Annotated in this window: 9 protein-coding genes; 4 read left to right on the plus strand and 5 right to left on the minus strand. The window is 42.2% G+C overall.

The features are described 5' to 3' along the window. Positions 1-117: 117 nt before the first annotated feature. The 3 genes from arsS to O9323_RS04660 form a co-directional block, all read right to left on the minus strand. The gene (gene arsS / locus O9323_RS04650) at positions 118-1,095 is read right to left on the minus strand and encodes an arsenosugar biosynthesis radical SAM (seleno)protein ArsS (RefSeq protein WP_002777811.1); all 978 of its coding nucleotides are present in this window, start codon (positions 1,093-1,095) and stop codon (positions 118-120) included. Positions 1,096-1,217: 122 nt separating this feature from the next. After that, positions 1,218-2,630 (minus strand): LCP family protein, encoded by a 1,413-nt coding sequence (locus O9323_RS04655; RefSeq protein ID WP_002777809.1) that lies wholly within the window; start codon positions 2,628-2,630, stop codon positions 1,218-1,220. Between the two features lie 413 nt (positions 2,631-3,043). Continuing rightward, the gene (locus O9323_RS04660; RefSeq protein ID WP_016515820.1) at positions 3,044-3,664 is read right to left on the minus strand and encodes a GNAT family N-acetyltransferase; all 621 of its coding nucleotides are present in this window, start codon (positions 3,662-3,664) and stop codon (positions 3,044-3,046) included. A 308-nt stretch (positions 3,665-3,972) separates the two neighbouring features. Between O9323_RS04660 and O9323_RS04665 the strand changes: the two genes are divergently transcribed. Further along, positions 3,973-5,214 (plus strand): AmpG family muropeptide MFS transporter, encoded by a 1,242-nt coding sequence (locus O9323_RS04665; protein WP_288124758.1) that lies wholly within the window; start codon positions 3,973-3,975, stop codon positions 5,212-5,214. A gap of 28 nt (positions 5,215-5,242) precedes the next feature. Here O9323_RS04665 and O9323_RS04670 read toward each other — a convergent pair whose 3' ends face one another. Then, positions 5,243-6,667 (minus strand): PP2C family protein-serine/threonine phosphatase, encoded by a 1,425-nt coding sequence (locus O9323_RS04670; protein WP_288124759.1) that lies wholly within the window; start codon positions 6,665-6,667, stop codon positions 5,243-5,245. A gap of 206 nt (positions 6,668-6,873) precedes the next feature. Between O9323_RS04670 and O9323_RS04675 the strand changes: the two genes are divergently transcribed. Further along, the gene (locus O9323_RS04675) at positions 6,874-7,524 is read left to right on the plus strand and encodes a nitroreductase family protein (protein WP_002751866.1); all 651 of its coding nucleotides are present in this window, start codon (positions 6,874-6,876) and stop codon (positions 7,522-7,524) included. Positions 7,525-7,870: 346 nt separating this feature from the next. Then, positions 7,871-9,880, plus strand: a complete 2,010-nt coding sequence (locus tag O9323_RS04680) for a primary-amine oxidase (RefSeq protein ID WP_002751868.1) — start codon at positions 7,871-7,873, stop codon at positions 9,878-9,880. Between the two features lie 125 nt (positions 9,881-10,005). Here O9323_RS04680 and O9323_RS04685 read toward each other — a convergent pair whose 3' ends face one another. After that, the gene (locus tag O9323_RS04685) at positions 10,006-12,921 is read right to left on the minus strand and encodes a plasmid replication protein, CyRepA1 family (protein ID WP_288124760.1); all 2,916 of its coding nucleotides are present in this window, start codon (positions 12,919-12,921) and stop codon (positions 10,006-10,008) included. Between the two features lie 453 nt (positions 12,922-13,374). Here O9323_RS04685 and O9323_RS04690 point away from each other — a divergent pair, with 453 nt between their 5' ends. Then, complete coding sequence (locus tag O9323_RS04690; protein ID WP_002751870.1) at positions 13,375-15,687, plus strand: ribonucleoside-diphosphate reductase subunit alpha; 2,313 nt, start codon at positions 13,375-13,377, stop codon at positions 15,685-15,687. Positions 15,688-15,763 lie beyond the last annotated feature (76 nt).

The raw sequence follows: 15,763 nt of genomic DNA on the forward strand, positions 1-15,763 counted from the left end.
CACCCTACACCCTACACCCTACCCCGTTAAGACAGCGCCGGAGTGGGCAGCAGGGAGAGCTATTCCGAGCATTTGTACTAAATTTCCCGAGACAGGCTGTCAATCCAGTACACTTGTTCAGCTTGCAATCAAAGCTCCTCCACAACTGGAACCGCTCCCGGCAGTGCAACCGTAGCAATAGGAAGCGGTTTGTACCTCTGCAATTAGATCTAAACTATCCGCTTGTAATAAATCTGGCAGGGTTAATTTTTGGCCTTGACTGGTGCAAGCAGCCAGAGCCTCCATCTGATTAAAATCGCAGTCATAGATATTACCTAAATAATCAATGGAAAGCTGATTACGACACATCAAATGTTCGACAGTATCGGCATTAAAATGGTCTTCGAGGAATTGAAGATAGGGTTGATAGAGTTGCCGGTGTTCCAGATGGAAACGGGTTCTTCCGACGGGTAAGTTAGTGATAGTAAACAGATTATTAAAAGAAATATTAAAATGTTCTTGCAAGAACTTTTTGTAATCCCGTGTTAGGGATACCTGATCCGGTGTGAGAGAAAAATTCTCTGACTTAGGAATCTGGGGATTATAGACTAAATCCACAATCAAATTCGGCTCTTGAGCGTAACCAAGACGGTTCAACCATTGTAAAGCATTGATCGATCGATCATAGACTCCAAGACCGCGCATTTTATCCACATTATCGGCAAGATAACAGGGTAAAGAAGCCACCACCCGCAGCTGATGACCAGCGCAATATTCAGGAATATCAGTAAATCCTTTCTCAAAATAAATAGTTAAATTCGAGCGCACAATTACCTCTTTTCCCGCTTTTCTAGAGGTTTCCACAATTGGTTTAAAACCGTAGAGCATTTCGGGAGCGCCGCCGGTCAGATCGACGGTTTTAATTTGGGGAAATCTTGCGATCAGTTCGATAATTTGTTCGCATACTTCTGGAGTCATTTCTTCGGTGCGAACTGGACTAGCTTCCACATGACAATGGCTACAAGCAAGGTTACATCTTTTCCCTAAATTAATTTGCAGAACCGAGATTTTTTGCTTAGTTAAAGGAGTTTTTAGTTTCTCAAAAAAAGGAATCATGGGAGAGTAATCACTAATCAGTAATTAGTAAACAGAATCACTAATCAATGATAACTGATAATGGATGAGTTTTTTGTCAATGGGTAACTCAACTCCTAACTCAGATAAACTTGATTTTTCTCTTAGTTGCCAGGGGATAGCTCAGAAAGATTAGCTGATTTTTCTTGCCAATCTTGACCAATTTTAATTGTCACATCAGAAGCGAGATTCCCTGTACTTTCCACCAAAACTTCCCCGACACCAAGGCTATTATGCAGGGCAGCAGCGAGGGAATTATCCCCTTTTTGAGCAATAATTTTGGTAGTTTCTAGAATTGGCGATGAAGACTTAGAGACAAAAACATTTTCATAACCCAATGAGCGCAGATATCTGACTAGAGTTTGCACCGCTTCTGGATTATCGGTGCTATCTTCCACAGCGATGCGAGTCGGTTGCGTAGTTTCTTCAGTGTCAGCCATAAAAAAGCCGTGGTTGAAATGTTGAGCCACTAGCTCTTGAATTTTACTTTGATTGGGCAACCAATAACTGATCCCTTGCCGCCCATCACCATTAAAGTCTCCTGGTAGGAGTAGCATTTGCACATCAGCGCGCTCAGTTTTGGAGGCAAAACCGGCTAGGGCGAGTAACTCCTCTAAACTGAGATTAGTATCGATACTATTGCGGATAACCTCGATAATATCAGGAATTTTCAATAAAGTTGCTGGTTTTAGGGTTTGTTCCACTAAAGACCGCATTAATTGCTGTTGTCGTTGGATACGACCGATATCGCCTTTAGCATCGTAACGAAAACGGGCAAACTGGAGGAATTTCTCGCCGTTGAGGTGTTGTTCCCCTTTTTTCAGGTCAATGTAGAGGTGTTGACTAAAATCTTGGTACTTCATGTCTTTGGGAACATATACCGTCACCCCCCCCAAAGCATCAATTAATTTTTCCACACCCTGCACATTAATGCGAACATAGCGATCGATAGCGACTCCCTCTAAAAGATGACTAACCGTTTCCGCCGTTAAAGCAGGTCCACCGAGGGCGTTAGCTTCATTGATTTTTTTCTCCCCGTAACCCTCGATATCGGTGCGGGTATCCCGGGGGATGGAAAGCATGGTTAACTTCTGTCTTTGGGGGTCAAAACGCAGTAACAGCATGGTATCGGTTAAACCCTCCAAGGAATTAACCGGGGCATGATAACCCAAATCTGGGGTTTCTGCCTCCTTGACATCGGATGTCAACACTTTCGCGCCGACTACCAGAATATTAACGGGGCGGTTGAGGGCGGGAAGTTGCAGATTTTCATAGGATATGGCCTGCTGATTGTTAAAAGCGGCGGCTTCTTGAGGACTAAGAGCAGCTTGTCGCAAAGGTGTGGAGGAGAGAGACACAGCCAACATAGCACCGGCCGTAGCGGAAACTAGGGCGCAGCCAGTTAAGCCTAGGGCTGTCAGGAACCATTTACTGGACAATCGCCGCTTTTTAACAGTTTTAGCTGCTAATTTGCCTGATTTTCTACTTTTAGCCCTTGATTTTGTCTTGTTAACCACAAATTGCCTCACACAATCACTAAATATCTCCCTAAAACCATATTTTAAAGGGATGAACTATTTTTTTTCTCAGATACCCGGAAAAGATTATTAAACTAATTGGGTTTTCTAGAGAGTTAGCAGATAATATAGCAGAATTTTTCCTTATCGTTGTTCTGCATGGCAATTTTGTCGAAATATCTAGGGTTTGCTGGTGGGGAAGTGGGGAAGTGGGGTGTGGGATGTGGGGTGTAGGGTGTAGGGTGTGGGGTGTAGGGTGTGGGGTGTGGGGTGTGGGGTGTGGGGTGTAGGGTGTGGGGTGTGGGGAAATGGGGAGAATAAATAAAAATAATCTCCTGACTCCTGACTCCTGATTACTGTCTCCTGAATCCTGACTCCTGATTACCGTCTCCTGACTCCTGAATCCTGACTCCTCAATGGCTGATTTTTTTGTGCAGAAATAACTTTTGTGGTCGATTAAATAACCAATTGCTCAACCAACCGTCGGTTTTTTGCAGACGATAACCGCTACTTAAGTACAGTGACTGGGCTGCTAGATTATTATCGAGAACATGGAGGGAAAGTTCTTCAAAACCCCATTCTCTAGCGATCTGTTCACACTTGAGCAGCAATCTCCGGGCCAGACCGGCACGCCGGTGATCGGGACTAACGGCTAAATTAGAGATATAAGGAATGGGAACAGCTAAAAAAGCACTGGATTTTAAGGCGATTTCCGCCGTAGCGACAATAATTTCCTCAGGACCCGTGGCAGTGACGCTGGTTTGACTGACTACCAGACAGTGGTAGTAAGGGGTATCGGCGCGCAATCGTCCCCGTAAGTCCTCGTAAATGCCTAATTTAAAGACGGGACGCAGAAAAGACCAATAATTGGCCGTGGGGAAAAAACTATCGGTGAGAATCTCCGCCAAACTTTTGAGATCTTGGCCTTGGGCCAAACGCACCTCGACGGTAATGGCGGCAGTGTCACCGATCGCTTCCGAGTCGGAGGGATGAGACAATAGGTATGAGATAAAACAGGAGTCCACTTTAATCACAGGAGTCGGCGGGGAAGGTGGGGATGGCAGTCCTTATCTAGGAAGGGTAAATAGGGGTGGGATTTAGTTGGGGGAATCAAGCATCTATCTTAGGGAGAAGACCGCAATTTTTCAAGACTACTGAATCAAAATCTCATCTATTCTACTGCCTATAGCCACGGCTGGGGGAAAGACCGCTATTTTTCGGGAATTTTTTTTGATCGCCGGGCCATGGTTAAGAGGGGGATGATGCCGGTCAGAACTAATTTCTTTCTTTTTGGGTCAATTAACTATATTCTTTAATCTAATCTATCCTCCTACCCCCCTCTATGATCAAGGAAATTTCCGCTTATTTGCAAGTGTTCCGCAGTCAAAAAATGGCGGCTTTGTTATTCTTAGGTTTTGCTTCTGGATTACCCTTATTGCTCACCAGTCGCACCCTGCAAGCTTGGATGACCACCGAAGGAGTTGATCTGAAATCGATCGGTTTATTTAGTTTAGTCGCTCTCCCCTACTCTCTTAAATTTCTTTGGTCTCCCTTACTCGATCGCTATCTTCCCCCGCTGCTTGGTCGTCGTCGCGGTTGGATTTTAATCGCTCAAATTTGTTTAACTTTAGCGATTGCAGCCATGGCTTTTCAACAACCAAAACAATCTTTGGAATTATTGGCAATTAATGCTCTACTGATCGCTTTTTTTAGTGCCACTCAAGATATTGCCTACGATGCCTATCGCACAGATATTTTAGAAAAATGGGAGATGGGTGCTGGGGTGGCGATCGGGGTTTTAGGTTATCGTTTGGCTTTAATTTTAACTGGTTCGATCGCTTTAATTTTAGCCGATCACTTTCCCTGGCCCCTTGTCTATCTTTTCCTAGCTGGATTGATGGCTTTAACGATTATTTGGTCTTTTTTCGCCCCAGCTACTCCCCCTAGAGATGATACTCCCCAAACTCTTTTAGAGGCGGTTTGGTTGCCTTTTTGGGAGTTTTTTCAACGCTATCGATTCGGTCAAGGAATCGGTATTCTCGCCTTTATTGTTCTCTATCGTTTAGGGGATGCTTTAGTTAATAATATGGTGACTCCTTTTCTCTTAAAAACTGGTTTCAGTCAAACCGATATCGGAGCGATTCAAGGGGGCATGGGCATGATAGCAACTATGGTGGGAGTTTTATTAGGTGGTTCCCTGTTAAGTCGTTGGGGAATTAATCGATCGCTCTGGATTTTTGGCGGCTTGCAAGCTATTAGTAATTTAGCCTATTTTATTTTAGCAAATTTAGGGCAAAATTATCCTTTTATGGTCTTAGCTATTAATATTGAAAACTTCTGCAGCGGTCTAGGTACTGCCGCTTTTGTGGCTTTTTTAATGAGTCTTTGTAATGCTCGTTTTACTGCTACTCAGTACGCCCTCTTATCGAGTTTAATGGCTTTTAGTCGCGATATTTTAGTCGCTCCCGCCGGAGTTTTAGCAGCGGCGATCGGTTGGCAGTGGTTCTTTTTAATCACAGTAATTGCCGCTTTACCTGGGTTAGCTTTATTGCCTTTATTTGCTCCTTGGCAAGAGCCGAATTAGGCTAATTTATGAGCTAGGTAATGATGATTTATTCTTCCGATTTCACTCGCATAACTACTAAAGTCATATCGTCACTACTGTCATTTCCCAACCCAGTAAAAGCGGCCACTTTTCCAAATAAATATTCGAGAATATGTTCGGGATCGTTGTACTGTTGACAGGCTTCTTTAACTGCCGATAGCCAATTTTTCTGATCAAATCTTTCCCCTTTCGAGTTGACTGCATCGGTAAAGCCATCGGTATAATAAATCAGCGTATCTCCCGCTTCTAATTGCACTTGGGCATCATCATAGATAGAATCGGCCTCTAAACCAACTAATGTCCCTTCCGTGTCAAGAGACTCTAACTCTGCCGTTTTAGCCCGCCACCAGAGGGTGGGATAATGGGCAGCATTACTGTAGCCAAGACGGCGCGTCAGGGGATCATACTCGGAATAAAATAATGTCACGAAACGATGAGAATTATCGAGATCGGCATACATAACCCGATTGAGATGACGCAAAATCTGGGCCGGGGAGTGACGATTTAACACTTCCGCTCGCAACATTCCCCGGGTCATGGTCATCAATAATCCTGCTGGGACACCTTTTCCCATGACATCACCGATGACTATACTCCAAGGAGCGGTACTAGCTTCCCTTTCCGCCTCCGTTGCCGGTTTAAATTGATCGTAGTTGCAGGGGATAAAATCATAATAGTCGCCACCAACGCGATTAGCCGTTTTGCAGTGGGCTGCCAATTCTACCCCCTGAATTTTCGGACATTGCCGGGGTAAAAGACGATTTTGGATTTCGGAAGCGATTTCTAACTCTCGATCCTGACGTTCCTTGGCCCGTAATTCGATCGTTAATTCATTATTAGCTATAGCTACCGCCGTTTGATCGGCCACTAGCTGCAACAGTTTACGACGGGTGGGTGTCCAACCATAATCGGGATCGCGACTGAAAACGTATAAACGTCCCCGCTCACTATTTTTTACCAAAACTGGTGTACTATAAATCTGCGTACCCTGTCCGAGAGTTTGCCGGATTTGATGGTCGAGACTATCGAGAAGCGATCGACTATTTTTATTCTCAAGTGGCGTTTCTTGGTTTAATTGTCGGATAATTGCCTCTAATTGTCGGCGTAGTTCCCCATTAATTTGATTATCTTGGCAATACAGTTGATCAAGCGCCACTTGACCGTTATTTTTACTCAAAATCAACGCCCCTCCCTCCGCGTCTGCCACTCGTGCGGCCATCAAGGGGGTAAGATCGAGGAATTGGTTTAAATTATTGAAACTCCGCAGGGCAAAACCGAGGGAACTTAAGAGATTTTGAACTTTGTTTTGTTCACGATATAAACTGGCGACCAACTCTTTTAAGGCTAAAATTGGCTTAATATCGGCACTTTGATCGCCCATATTGACGGTGGCAGTGGTGAGAGTGTCCCTCGGTTCCGGCTCAGAAAGCATAAAATGATTTTTGTGGCGGTGACATGATTATAGCTAGATGGTCATTGGGTTATGACCTGTTTAAGTTTAACAGTATAGTCGATCTTTTCCTGACTGCCACAATTTAACCCTGATGTTTTACTATTTCTGTTTTTTCACACCTAAGACTGAGGCTGATAGCTTGACCTTATAATAATTAGAAGTATTCAACTTGATCCATTGACTTTATGACCTTGCCTCTCGATGTTCCCACGGCGATTAATCAACGTCGTTCTATTAAAAATTTTACCACCGATCCGATCGCCCCAGAACTGCTGAAAACCCTAGTAGAATTAACCGTTGCCGCACCTAGTAGTTTCAACATCCAAGATTGGCGAATTATTTTAGTACAAGATGAGGCACAAAAGGCCGCTTTAGCCGAGGCCGCTTGGGGACAAAAGCAAATTATCCAAGCACCAGTTACTTTTGTTTTCGCTGCCGATGCTGCCGCAGGAGAAGGAGAGCTAACTCCTATCTATGAACAGGCTCTCAGTACAGGTGCCTGGAGCGAAGGCACGGTAAAATATTTTAAACAGGCAATCCCGGGATTTCAAAAGGATTTGGGCGAAAAAACCCGGGAATACGCGATTAAAGATGCCATGATCGCCGCTACTCATCTGGTTTTAGCTGCCGAAAGTCTCGGTTTATCTAGTTGTTTTCTCAACGGTTGGATCGAGGACAAGGTAAAAGCTGTGATCGGTGCTGCCGATCATCCCGATCTGGCGATCGCTGTTGTCGTTCCCATCGGTTACGCGGCGGAACCACGGCTTAATCCGGGGCGTTTACCTTTAGATTACAATGTTTTTGTGGATCGCTTGGGTAATCCCTATCAAATCTAAACTCTATTAACTGGATTTAATCTCGTTTCGATCGCTGTTTTGTCCGGTGGTTGAGGAGTTGCTATCGGTTTCGGTTGGCAGGGGTTGGCGTTGCTGATTTGAGATAGGAAGCTTCTGGCAAACTAACTTTTAGATAGGATGGCACGGTTGGCATTCATAGCTTGATTCAGCAACGCCGATTTTTCTAATATTGTATTGTGGCAAAATTAACAATTTGATGTGCATCAAGCTGCGCTAATACAGCCCACATCAATGTTAATTTTTTGAAAAGATATAAGGTTAATTATGACATCCCAGATTATCATGTCTAGGATTGACCATCTTTTAGCCTTATCGAGAGATTTCTATGCTGAAAAAATACTCATGGTGGCGGCCACTGACGATTTTATTTGTAATCAGCTGCGGAGTGATCTTAATTTTGGGGAAAACTTTCGCCCAATCCCCAGCGATTAGCCATCCTCTCGACCCCCTCACAGAAAATGAGATTAAAATGGCGGTAACTGTGGTGAAAAAAGACAAATCCCTGACAGAGTTCGCCAGATTTCCTAATATTTCTTTACAAGAACCCGATAAGCAAACTGTTTTAAACTTTAAAAAAGGAGATGCTATTTCTCGTCAGGCTTTTTTAGTAATTCTGGAACCCAGACTGAATAAAACCTATGAGGCTATTGTCGATACCAAAGCGAGTAAAATTCTCTCATGGCAAGAAGTATCGACGGGGCAACCGCCATTGTTAGATGAAGAATACGAAATTCTCGATCAATTAGCCAAAGCCGATCTTCGTTGGCAAGAAGCTATGAAAAAACGCGGGATTGCTGACTTTGAAAACGTCATCATTGACGGTTGGGCAACTGGGATGATGAGCGAGAAAGAACAAGCATCGGGAAAGCGATTAATTCGCGGAATTACTTACTATAAAGGCAAGGATCGCAGTAATTATTATGGCGCACCAATTGAAGGTTTGTCGGTGACGGTAGATTTAAATAATCGCCAAGTATTTGAAGTGCGAGATACTGGGATTGTACCTTTCTCAAAAGCTAATTTTGATTATGATGAAAAAACCCTTTCACCCCTTCAAAAAGCTCTAAAACCTTTAAGAATTCAACAACCGCAGGGGACAACTTTTCAAATTAGGGGTAACGAAGTTAGCTGGCAAAATTGGAAATTTCGTTATCTCATGCACCCAAGAGAGGGATTAGTTCTTTATCTAGTTACCTACAATGATAAGGGTAAAGATAGAATAATTTTGTATCGTGCAGGACTCTCAGAAATGCTAGTTCCCTACTCCGATACCTCGCGAGAATGGGCGGTTCGTAGTGCTTTTGATGTGGGAGAATATCGTTTTGGTTGGCTATCTACTCCCTTGGATAAAGGTAATGATGTTCCCGAAAATACTGTCTTGTTAAATGCCTTGTTTGCTGATGATAATGGGGAACCTTATCTCGGGGAAAATCTCATCGGTATTTACGAAAAAGATGCGGGAATTCTCTGGCGACATTATGATTTTAACACAGAAACTTTTGAAGGTCGTCGCGCCCGTCAATTAGTGGTTAATACCGTGGCTGCTATCGGTAATTATGACTATGGAATTAACTGGATTTTTCACGAAGATGGTACTTTAGAACAGCGCAGCGATTTAACGGGAATTATGTTAGCTAAAGCGACTCCTGATCTCACTAATGCTCATAATCATGGCGATCAATTTGGAACATTAGTAGCGGCAAATGTGGAAGCGATTAATCATCAGCACTTCTTAAATTTTCGTCTTGATTTCGATGTGGATGGGGTTAAAAATTCTGTTACTGAAATGAAGGTTTCTACTCTATCACCAGAAAAGAATCCCTTTGGTAATGCCTTCACTATGTCCCAAAGACAGCTTCAGAAAGAATCGGAGGCAATTCGTGATGTGAATTTAGCTGAAAGTCGCGCTTGGATGGTAATGAATAAGAATCAGAAAAACTCCCTAGGAATGCCGACAAGTTATATGTTAATGCCATCGGCAAATTCAATTTATTATCCCAATTTCCAAGCGGATTCTCGTCAACGGGGTGAATTTGCTACCCATCATTTTTGGGCAACTCGTTACAAAGCGAACGAGCTTTATGCAGCGGGAGATTATCCCAATCAAGGCAAAAAAGGCCGAGGTTTACCGCAATATACTGCTGATAATGAATCTCTCGACAATGAGGATTTAGTCGTCTGGTACACCTACGGTGTTACCCATATTCCTCGTCCCGAAGAATGGCCGATTATGACCGTACATCCGGCTGGTTTTAAGATTATGTCTTGGGGTTTCTTTGACCAAAATCCTGTTTTGAATGTACCGAAAAATAACCTAGAGGATTCTTTAAATTAATTATCGAAAAAACTGGGTCTAAAACCTTGTCTTTTAAGTCGAAAAGTTTTTGGAGCGGGGTATAAATCCCCGTTACAAAAACGGAATCCTGCCTTGGTTAATTGTATAACAAGTCCCTAAGAACCTTATTCATACCAAAACTCGGAACTTCCCGCACATTTTTCGTCTCTAAATAACCATTGTTGAAACACTTGTTCTCTACCGTCATAAGGTGCAACAATCTGATAAACTTTTAGAGATTTTTTAGCAATTCTCTGGCTGCCCTTGTCGGTTAATTCATAACCTAACAAGTTTAAAAAATTACGAATAATCGTCAGAGGACGGGAAGTATTAGCGAGGTTAATCTTGGTGATAGTTTTAATCTCGTTACGGTTTTTAATGGCAATTTCCGCCATTTTTTGTAAATCGGCATCATGATTATTTAATTCTCTTTCAGGATTAGCTAATAATACGGGAATTCCCAACAATTCTAACGTCCCGATAATCACTCCTAATTGACTACTATTAAAATCGGGAATAAATAAACTTCCGTGACCTGATTCTATCAGTTTACGCGCAATTAAAGCATCTCGATCACACAAAAATTGTCGCCCAATTGTCAAAAAGTAATGTAAGCGTAGTTCTTGATACCATCCTTGATCATCTTTAATTACTAATTGTGGTGTGACGGGGATTCCATAGCGTTTGTATAGGTCATATTTCCTGATAATTCTCCTTTCTTTTACTGACTTAACTAACTGTTTTTTTAGCAGACGACACTCTGATTCCGTTATCTCGGCTGCGCTGGCAATTGCATCACATTCAGAACGATAATTATGTTCCATAATTTCTTCAATTGCTTCCGTTAACTGATTAGTTATGTCTAGTTCTTCTTCCTGATTTCGTTCTTTAATTCTATGACCTTCTGCTTGTAAAATCCCTAGAATTGACTGACGATAATTAAGCATATAAGCATTGACTCTTACGGCCATTTTTGCCCAACAGAGGAGAGATTCCGCTTGAAAAGTTGTATCTAAATCCTCCAGAGATTCTAAATCTGATTGGTGTAGTAAGCGAATATTAACCTCGGTTAATCGGTGTCCAGAGGTGAGAAGTTTGGGGATAGAAGTGGATCCATTGCCCACCTGATTAAATCCGTACACTGCTGACCAAATATAACGAGGAATATTCTCTCTAATTCTCCCTAAAAATTGAGCGATAGAAGTGGGAGTTTGAATTCCCTGTGCTAGACACCAAACCGAGGAAAAGTGTTGCTGAATATCAATACTAATTCCCGTTTCGATCGCGGGACTAGCTAGAACTATATCATAGTTAAGTAACAACTGATTTAAATTGCCAATCGCTTGATAGGCAGCGTGACTAGAATCTTGCAATGACTCTGAGTCTATCCGCAGAACTTTCTTATGAGGAAATTGCTTTTTTAGATAAGATTCTAGGGTAATTGTTCCCCATTTGCTGGTTAATTTTTGTGCTGATAGACAAACAAAGGGTTTTCCTCCGTCTTTAATATGTTTGACCAAATCATTAACTAGCCGTTGGGGAGTATTATCGGAGTAGTTATAAACTCGCCAAGCTTCTTGATAACTAGGTTTCCACTCGTTACTAATCAAGAAAGTTTCTAGTTTAATTGCAGCTAAAGAAGTTAAATAATCTAGGGAAATATCACTTAAATCAGCATCAGCGACTAGGACTTTACCCCCACTGCTGACCACAGTTTGCAGCAAGGACTTTAGGGATTTTAAAATTGCCACACGATTAGTTTTACAAGTATCCCCATTTAACCCATGCCATAGAACCTGTTCGATCTCATCGATAATAATGATAGCTCCTTGGCAATCTTCTGCTTTAAATTTAGCTTGTGATTGGGGATGGAGAGAGTCAATACATAAACCATAACCGTAAATTTGTGCCGCAGGATTATCTCTAATTTTGCTGATATAGTTTAAACCAAAGCGTTGACACAACTCCTCTACCAGTTTCACCCGATGACCAATAACTAAAACTTTTTGTTGATTGGCAATAGCTTGTTTAACTATCTTGGCTAAAAACTCAGTTTTTCCCGTACCTTTAGCCGATTTAATCGCTATTAACTGTGCTGATGTAGGAACAGAAATATCTGGCAAGTAACGGCTATTTAACTCTAGATGAGGTGGGAGAGTTAAACTATTTAAACTTGCTGCCTTCCAAATCTCCCAAGAGGTAGCTTTTTGATAGACTTGTTTAAAGTAATCTTCTCCTCGATTGATTAGTAAATCATCCACTCCTTTACCGTCAGCAGCATCCCAAGTAACCACCTTTACCTCACAGTTAGCCTGGGTGAATAGATAACCCATTCTGTGTAAAGCTAAATTAACCGCTTGCTGGGTTTTCGGTTTAGTTTCTTGGTCGAAAACTAGATAAATCTTTCGTCCGGAATTAGCTAATTTTTCTAGCTGCGGAATTAGATGAGATTTACCGATTCTCCTACCTAGTTCGTCCTTCGGAGTACGATAACCATTGTGAATCCCGGGTAAAGCAATTGTCACATAACCTGCTGTTAGTAATGCCCCCGCTTTTTTCGCTCCTTCCGTAAGACAAATAGGTATCTCTGGATGTTTGATTACCCAGGACCAAAAACCGAGATCCTCTTGCTTATTATCCACTTCTTCAGTTAAAATATTAATACTGATATGGTGGGCTACTTTTTGCCAAATTTTCAGGGGAACCCGCAAAGCAAAGACTCCCGTGGGGGTTTGGGGAGGATGTTCGTACTTAATCGGTTTAGCATTATCGAAGCTTAAACGGGGAAAATCGGGCTTAAAACAGCCCCAAGAGTCATAATTGCCCGTTAGTAAGTCAATTCCTGAACACCACCAACCGCCTTGACTGGTATGTTCATAACGCTTGAGAATACTATCCCTAACTCTGCCATCATTGCGTCGCGGTAATTCTTGGGAGTAGAGTAGGTATTCACTGGGAGATAACCCCGCTAAACTGGTGACATTGAGAGCGATTAACTCCGCATCCACCCCGCTACCACGCCATTCTTCTAAATATTTCATCCTTGTCCTCTACTGGCTAGACGCTATATATAGCGTTTTGTCCTATTATTCTAGCGGTAAGCCACTAAATAGCGAAAAGAGAAATTTTACTCTCTCAGAGGTTCTCAGAGGAAATTTGACTTTTAATCCACTCTTGTCTTAAATTATCGAAAAGTTAAGAACAAATAAAATCTCACCATAACCTCCTCAGCAGTCAGTCTGTTTTGCTATCAAAGAAAAAGCTTTTTGTCAAGCATACAAAAGAACCACTTTGAGAGAGAATCGAGAATTTTTTCCAGAAAATGTCATCCAAAACACGGTTTTTAGGGAACAAAATAATCCTGGTTATACCACATATAGAGTGATAAAATTATTTAACACGCTAGATGTTGTGTTTTCCCAGAAAATCTGATAGAATGCTCTAGTACAAATAGATTAATTTGTCAAGTTTTTTAACGCCGCAATTTCCCAATTATGCAATCGAAGCCCTTGACTACTGCCGTCTCCATTCACAAAAATAACGAAGTAATACCCTTTCGTTCTACCCCTTTAGCTAATATGGGCAGCCATGGAATTAGAGTGATTCGGCGCGATGGTTCCACCACCAGCTTAAATATCGGCAAAATTCGCGACGTGGTAGAGTGGGCTTGTGAAGGTAAAAAAGTCAATTCAATCGCCTTAGAAGCGGGTTTAACCACACGCCTGCGGGATGGGATTACCACTAGGGAAATACAGGATAATTTAATCAATTGCGCCCTAGAAATGTGTAGTCCCGAGGAACCGGATTGGCGCTATGTAGCGGGAAGATTGCATATTTGGAGTCTGTGGAAAGATACCTTAGTAGTCCGAGGTTATCAGTACGGAAATTACGAGAAAACCGTCAAAACTCAAGTTAAAAATCGGCTGTACGACGAAAGGATTCTCATCTATTCCGAAGCAGAATTAAAAGAAGCCGGTTCTTGGATTAATCCCGATTGGGATATCGATTATGATTACGCTGGGGCATTGTTAATCACTAGCCGTTATTTACTCAAAAATGAGTTACCCCAAGAGGCATTATTAACCTGTTCCTTACTGCTTGCCACTGTGGAAGAGCCGGCTAATAGACTCCCCTGGGCTAAGAAATTTTATCAAGCAATTGCTCAAAGAAAAATCTCTCTTGCTACCCCAATTTTAGCCAATTTACGCACACCCAAAGGTTCCCTAACCAGTTGTTTTATACTTTCCATTGATGACAGTTTAGAAAGCATTTTCAGCGAGATTACTAATGCTGCCCGCATCTCCAAAAATGGTGGCGGTGTCGGGGTGAATGTGAGTAGAATTCGCTCCACTGGTAGCTGGGTAATGGGGAAAGCTAATGCTTCTGGGGGGATTATTCCTTGGATTAAATTACTCAACGATACAGCTATTGCAGTAAATCAGGGGGGAAGACGCGCCGGGGCAGTAACTATCGGTGTTGACATCTGGCATTTAGATGTGCCAGAATTTCTGGAAATGCAGACAGAAAACGGTGATCAAAGACGCAAAGCTTATGATGTTTTTCCCCAATTAGTTATCACCGATGAATTTATGCGTCGGGTGATAACTAAAGCCGAGTGGACATTAGTAGATCCCTACGAAGTTCGCACAAAATTAGGTATAGAATTAGCGGAACTATGGGGGGAAGAATTCGAAGAGGCTTATCGTTTAGTAGAGGCTAATTTAGATAAAGAGGTTCTCCTCTATAAAAAAATCAATGCCCGGGACTTATTTAAAAGTATCATGCGTTCCCAAGTAGAAACAGGAATGCCCTACATTGCCTTCAAAGATACCATCAATCGCGCTAATCCTAATAAACACGATGGCTATATCCCCGGTGTAAATTTATGCACGGAGAGTTTCTCGAATGTCACCCCGGATAAAACTGCCCATTGCTGTAATTTAGTTAGCCTTAATTTAGCCAACATCGACAAGGAAGAAATCGAGTCTAATTGTCAAATCGCTGTCAGAATTCTCGACAATACTATCGATATCACTAACCCTCCCTTTGATAATGCTAAAAACCACAACGATAAATATCGCACTATTGGGGTAGGGGCGATGGGATTGGCTGACTGGTTAGCTAAACGGAAATTATCCTACAATAACCTGTCAGAAATTAGTAATTTATTTGAAGAAATTGGCTATTGGTGTACCTATTCCTCGATGGAATTAGCCAAAGAACGCGGCGCTTATCAAGCTTTCTTGGGTAGCGAATGGAGTCAAGGTAAATTAATCGGTGCTAAACCAGTGGAATGGTTTTTAACTAATGCAGTGCAACCGCAAAGATGGCAACAATTAGCAACAGATATTCAACGATTTGGCATCCGTAATTCCCATATTACCGCCATTGCTCCTAATACTTCCTCCAGTTTGGTACAGGGATGTACCGCTAGTGTTTTGCCGGTTTATAGTCGCTTTTTCTACGATAAATGGGCAAAGGGAACCGTTCCCATCGCACCACCTTTTATTGAAGAAGCTTTCTGGTTTTATCCAGAGAATAAAAATCTCGAACAGCAGCAGGTGGTAAAAGCGATCGCTACTATGCAAGAATGGATCGATACGGGGATTTCTATGGAGTTATTATTCAACCTCAATGAAGGGGTTTACTTTCCCGCAGAACCTAACCGTTGTCTCACTGCTAAAGATATCTTTGATACTCTAATCATGGCGTGGGAATTGGGGTGTAAAGCGATTTATTATGTCCGCACCGTACAAAAGGACAATTTTCGAGAGTCTGACGATAGTTGTTCTAGTTGCGCTAATTAAAGTTAACTTGGGTGGGCAATGCCCACCTTAATTTTTTTATATAATTTAAAGGTGAGTTTTATTGATCACCTAATCA

This window comes from Microcystis sp. LE19-131.1A, from assembly GCF_027532015.1.
Classification (GTDB): domain Bacteria; phylum Cyanobacteriota; class Cyanobacteriia; order Cyanobacteriales; family Microcystaceae; genus Microcystis; species Microcystis ichthyoblabe_A.

Excerpts from the sequence above, each read along its gene's own strand:
- O9323_RS04670 (WP_288124759.1), bottom strand. The coding sequence starts at position 6,667 with ATGCTTTCTGAGCCGGAACCGAGGGACACTCTCACCACTGCCACCGTC.
- O9323_RS04680 (WP_002751868.1), top strand. The coding sequence starts at position 7,871 with ATGCTGAAAAAATACTCATGGTGGCGGCCACTGACGATTTTATTTGTA.
- O9323_RS04685 (WP_288124760.1), bottom strand. The coding sequence starts at position 12,921 with ATGAAATATTTAGAAGAATGGCGTGGTAGCGGGGTGGATGCGGAGTTA.
- arsS (WP_002777811.1), bottom strand. The coding sequence starts at position 1,095 with ATGATTCCTTTTTTTGAGAAACTAAAAACTCCTTTAACTAAGCAAAAA.
- O9323_RS04675 (WP_002751866.1), top strand. The coding sequence starts at position 6,874 with ATGACCTTGCCTCTCGATGTTCCCACGGCGATTAATCAACGTCGTTCT.
- O9323_RS04690 (WP_002751870.1), top strand. The coding sequence starts at position 13,375 with ATGCAATCGAAGCCCTTGACTACTGCCGTCTCCATTCACAAAAATAAC.
- O9323_RS04665 (WP_288124758.1), top strand. The coding sequence starts at position 3,973 with ATGATCAAGGAAATTTCCGCTTATTTGCAAGTGTTCCGCAGTCAAAAA.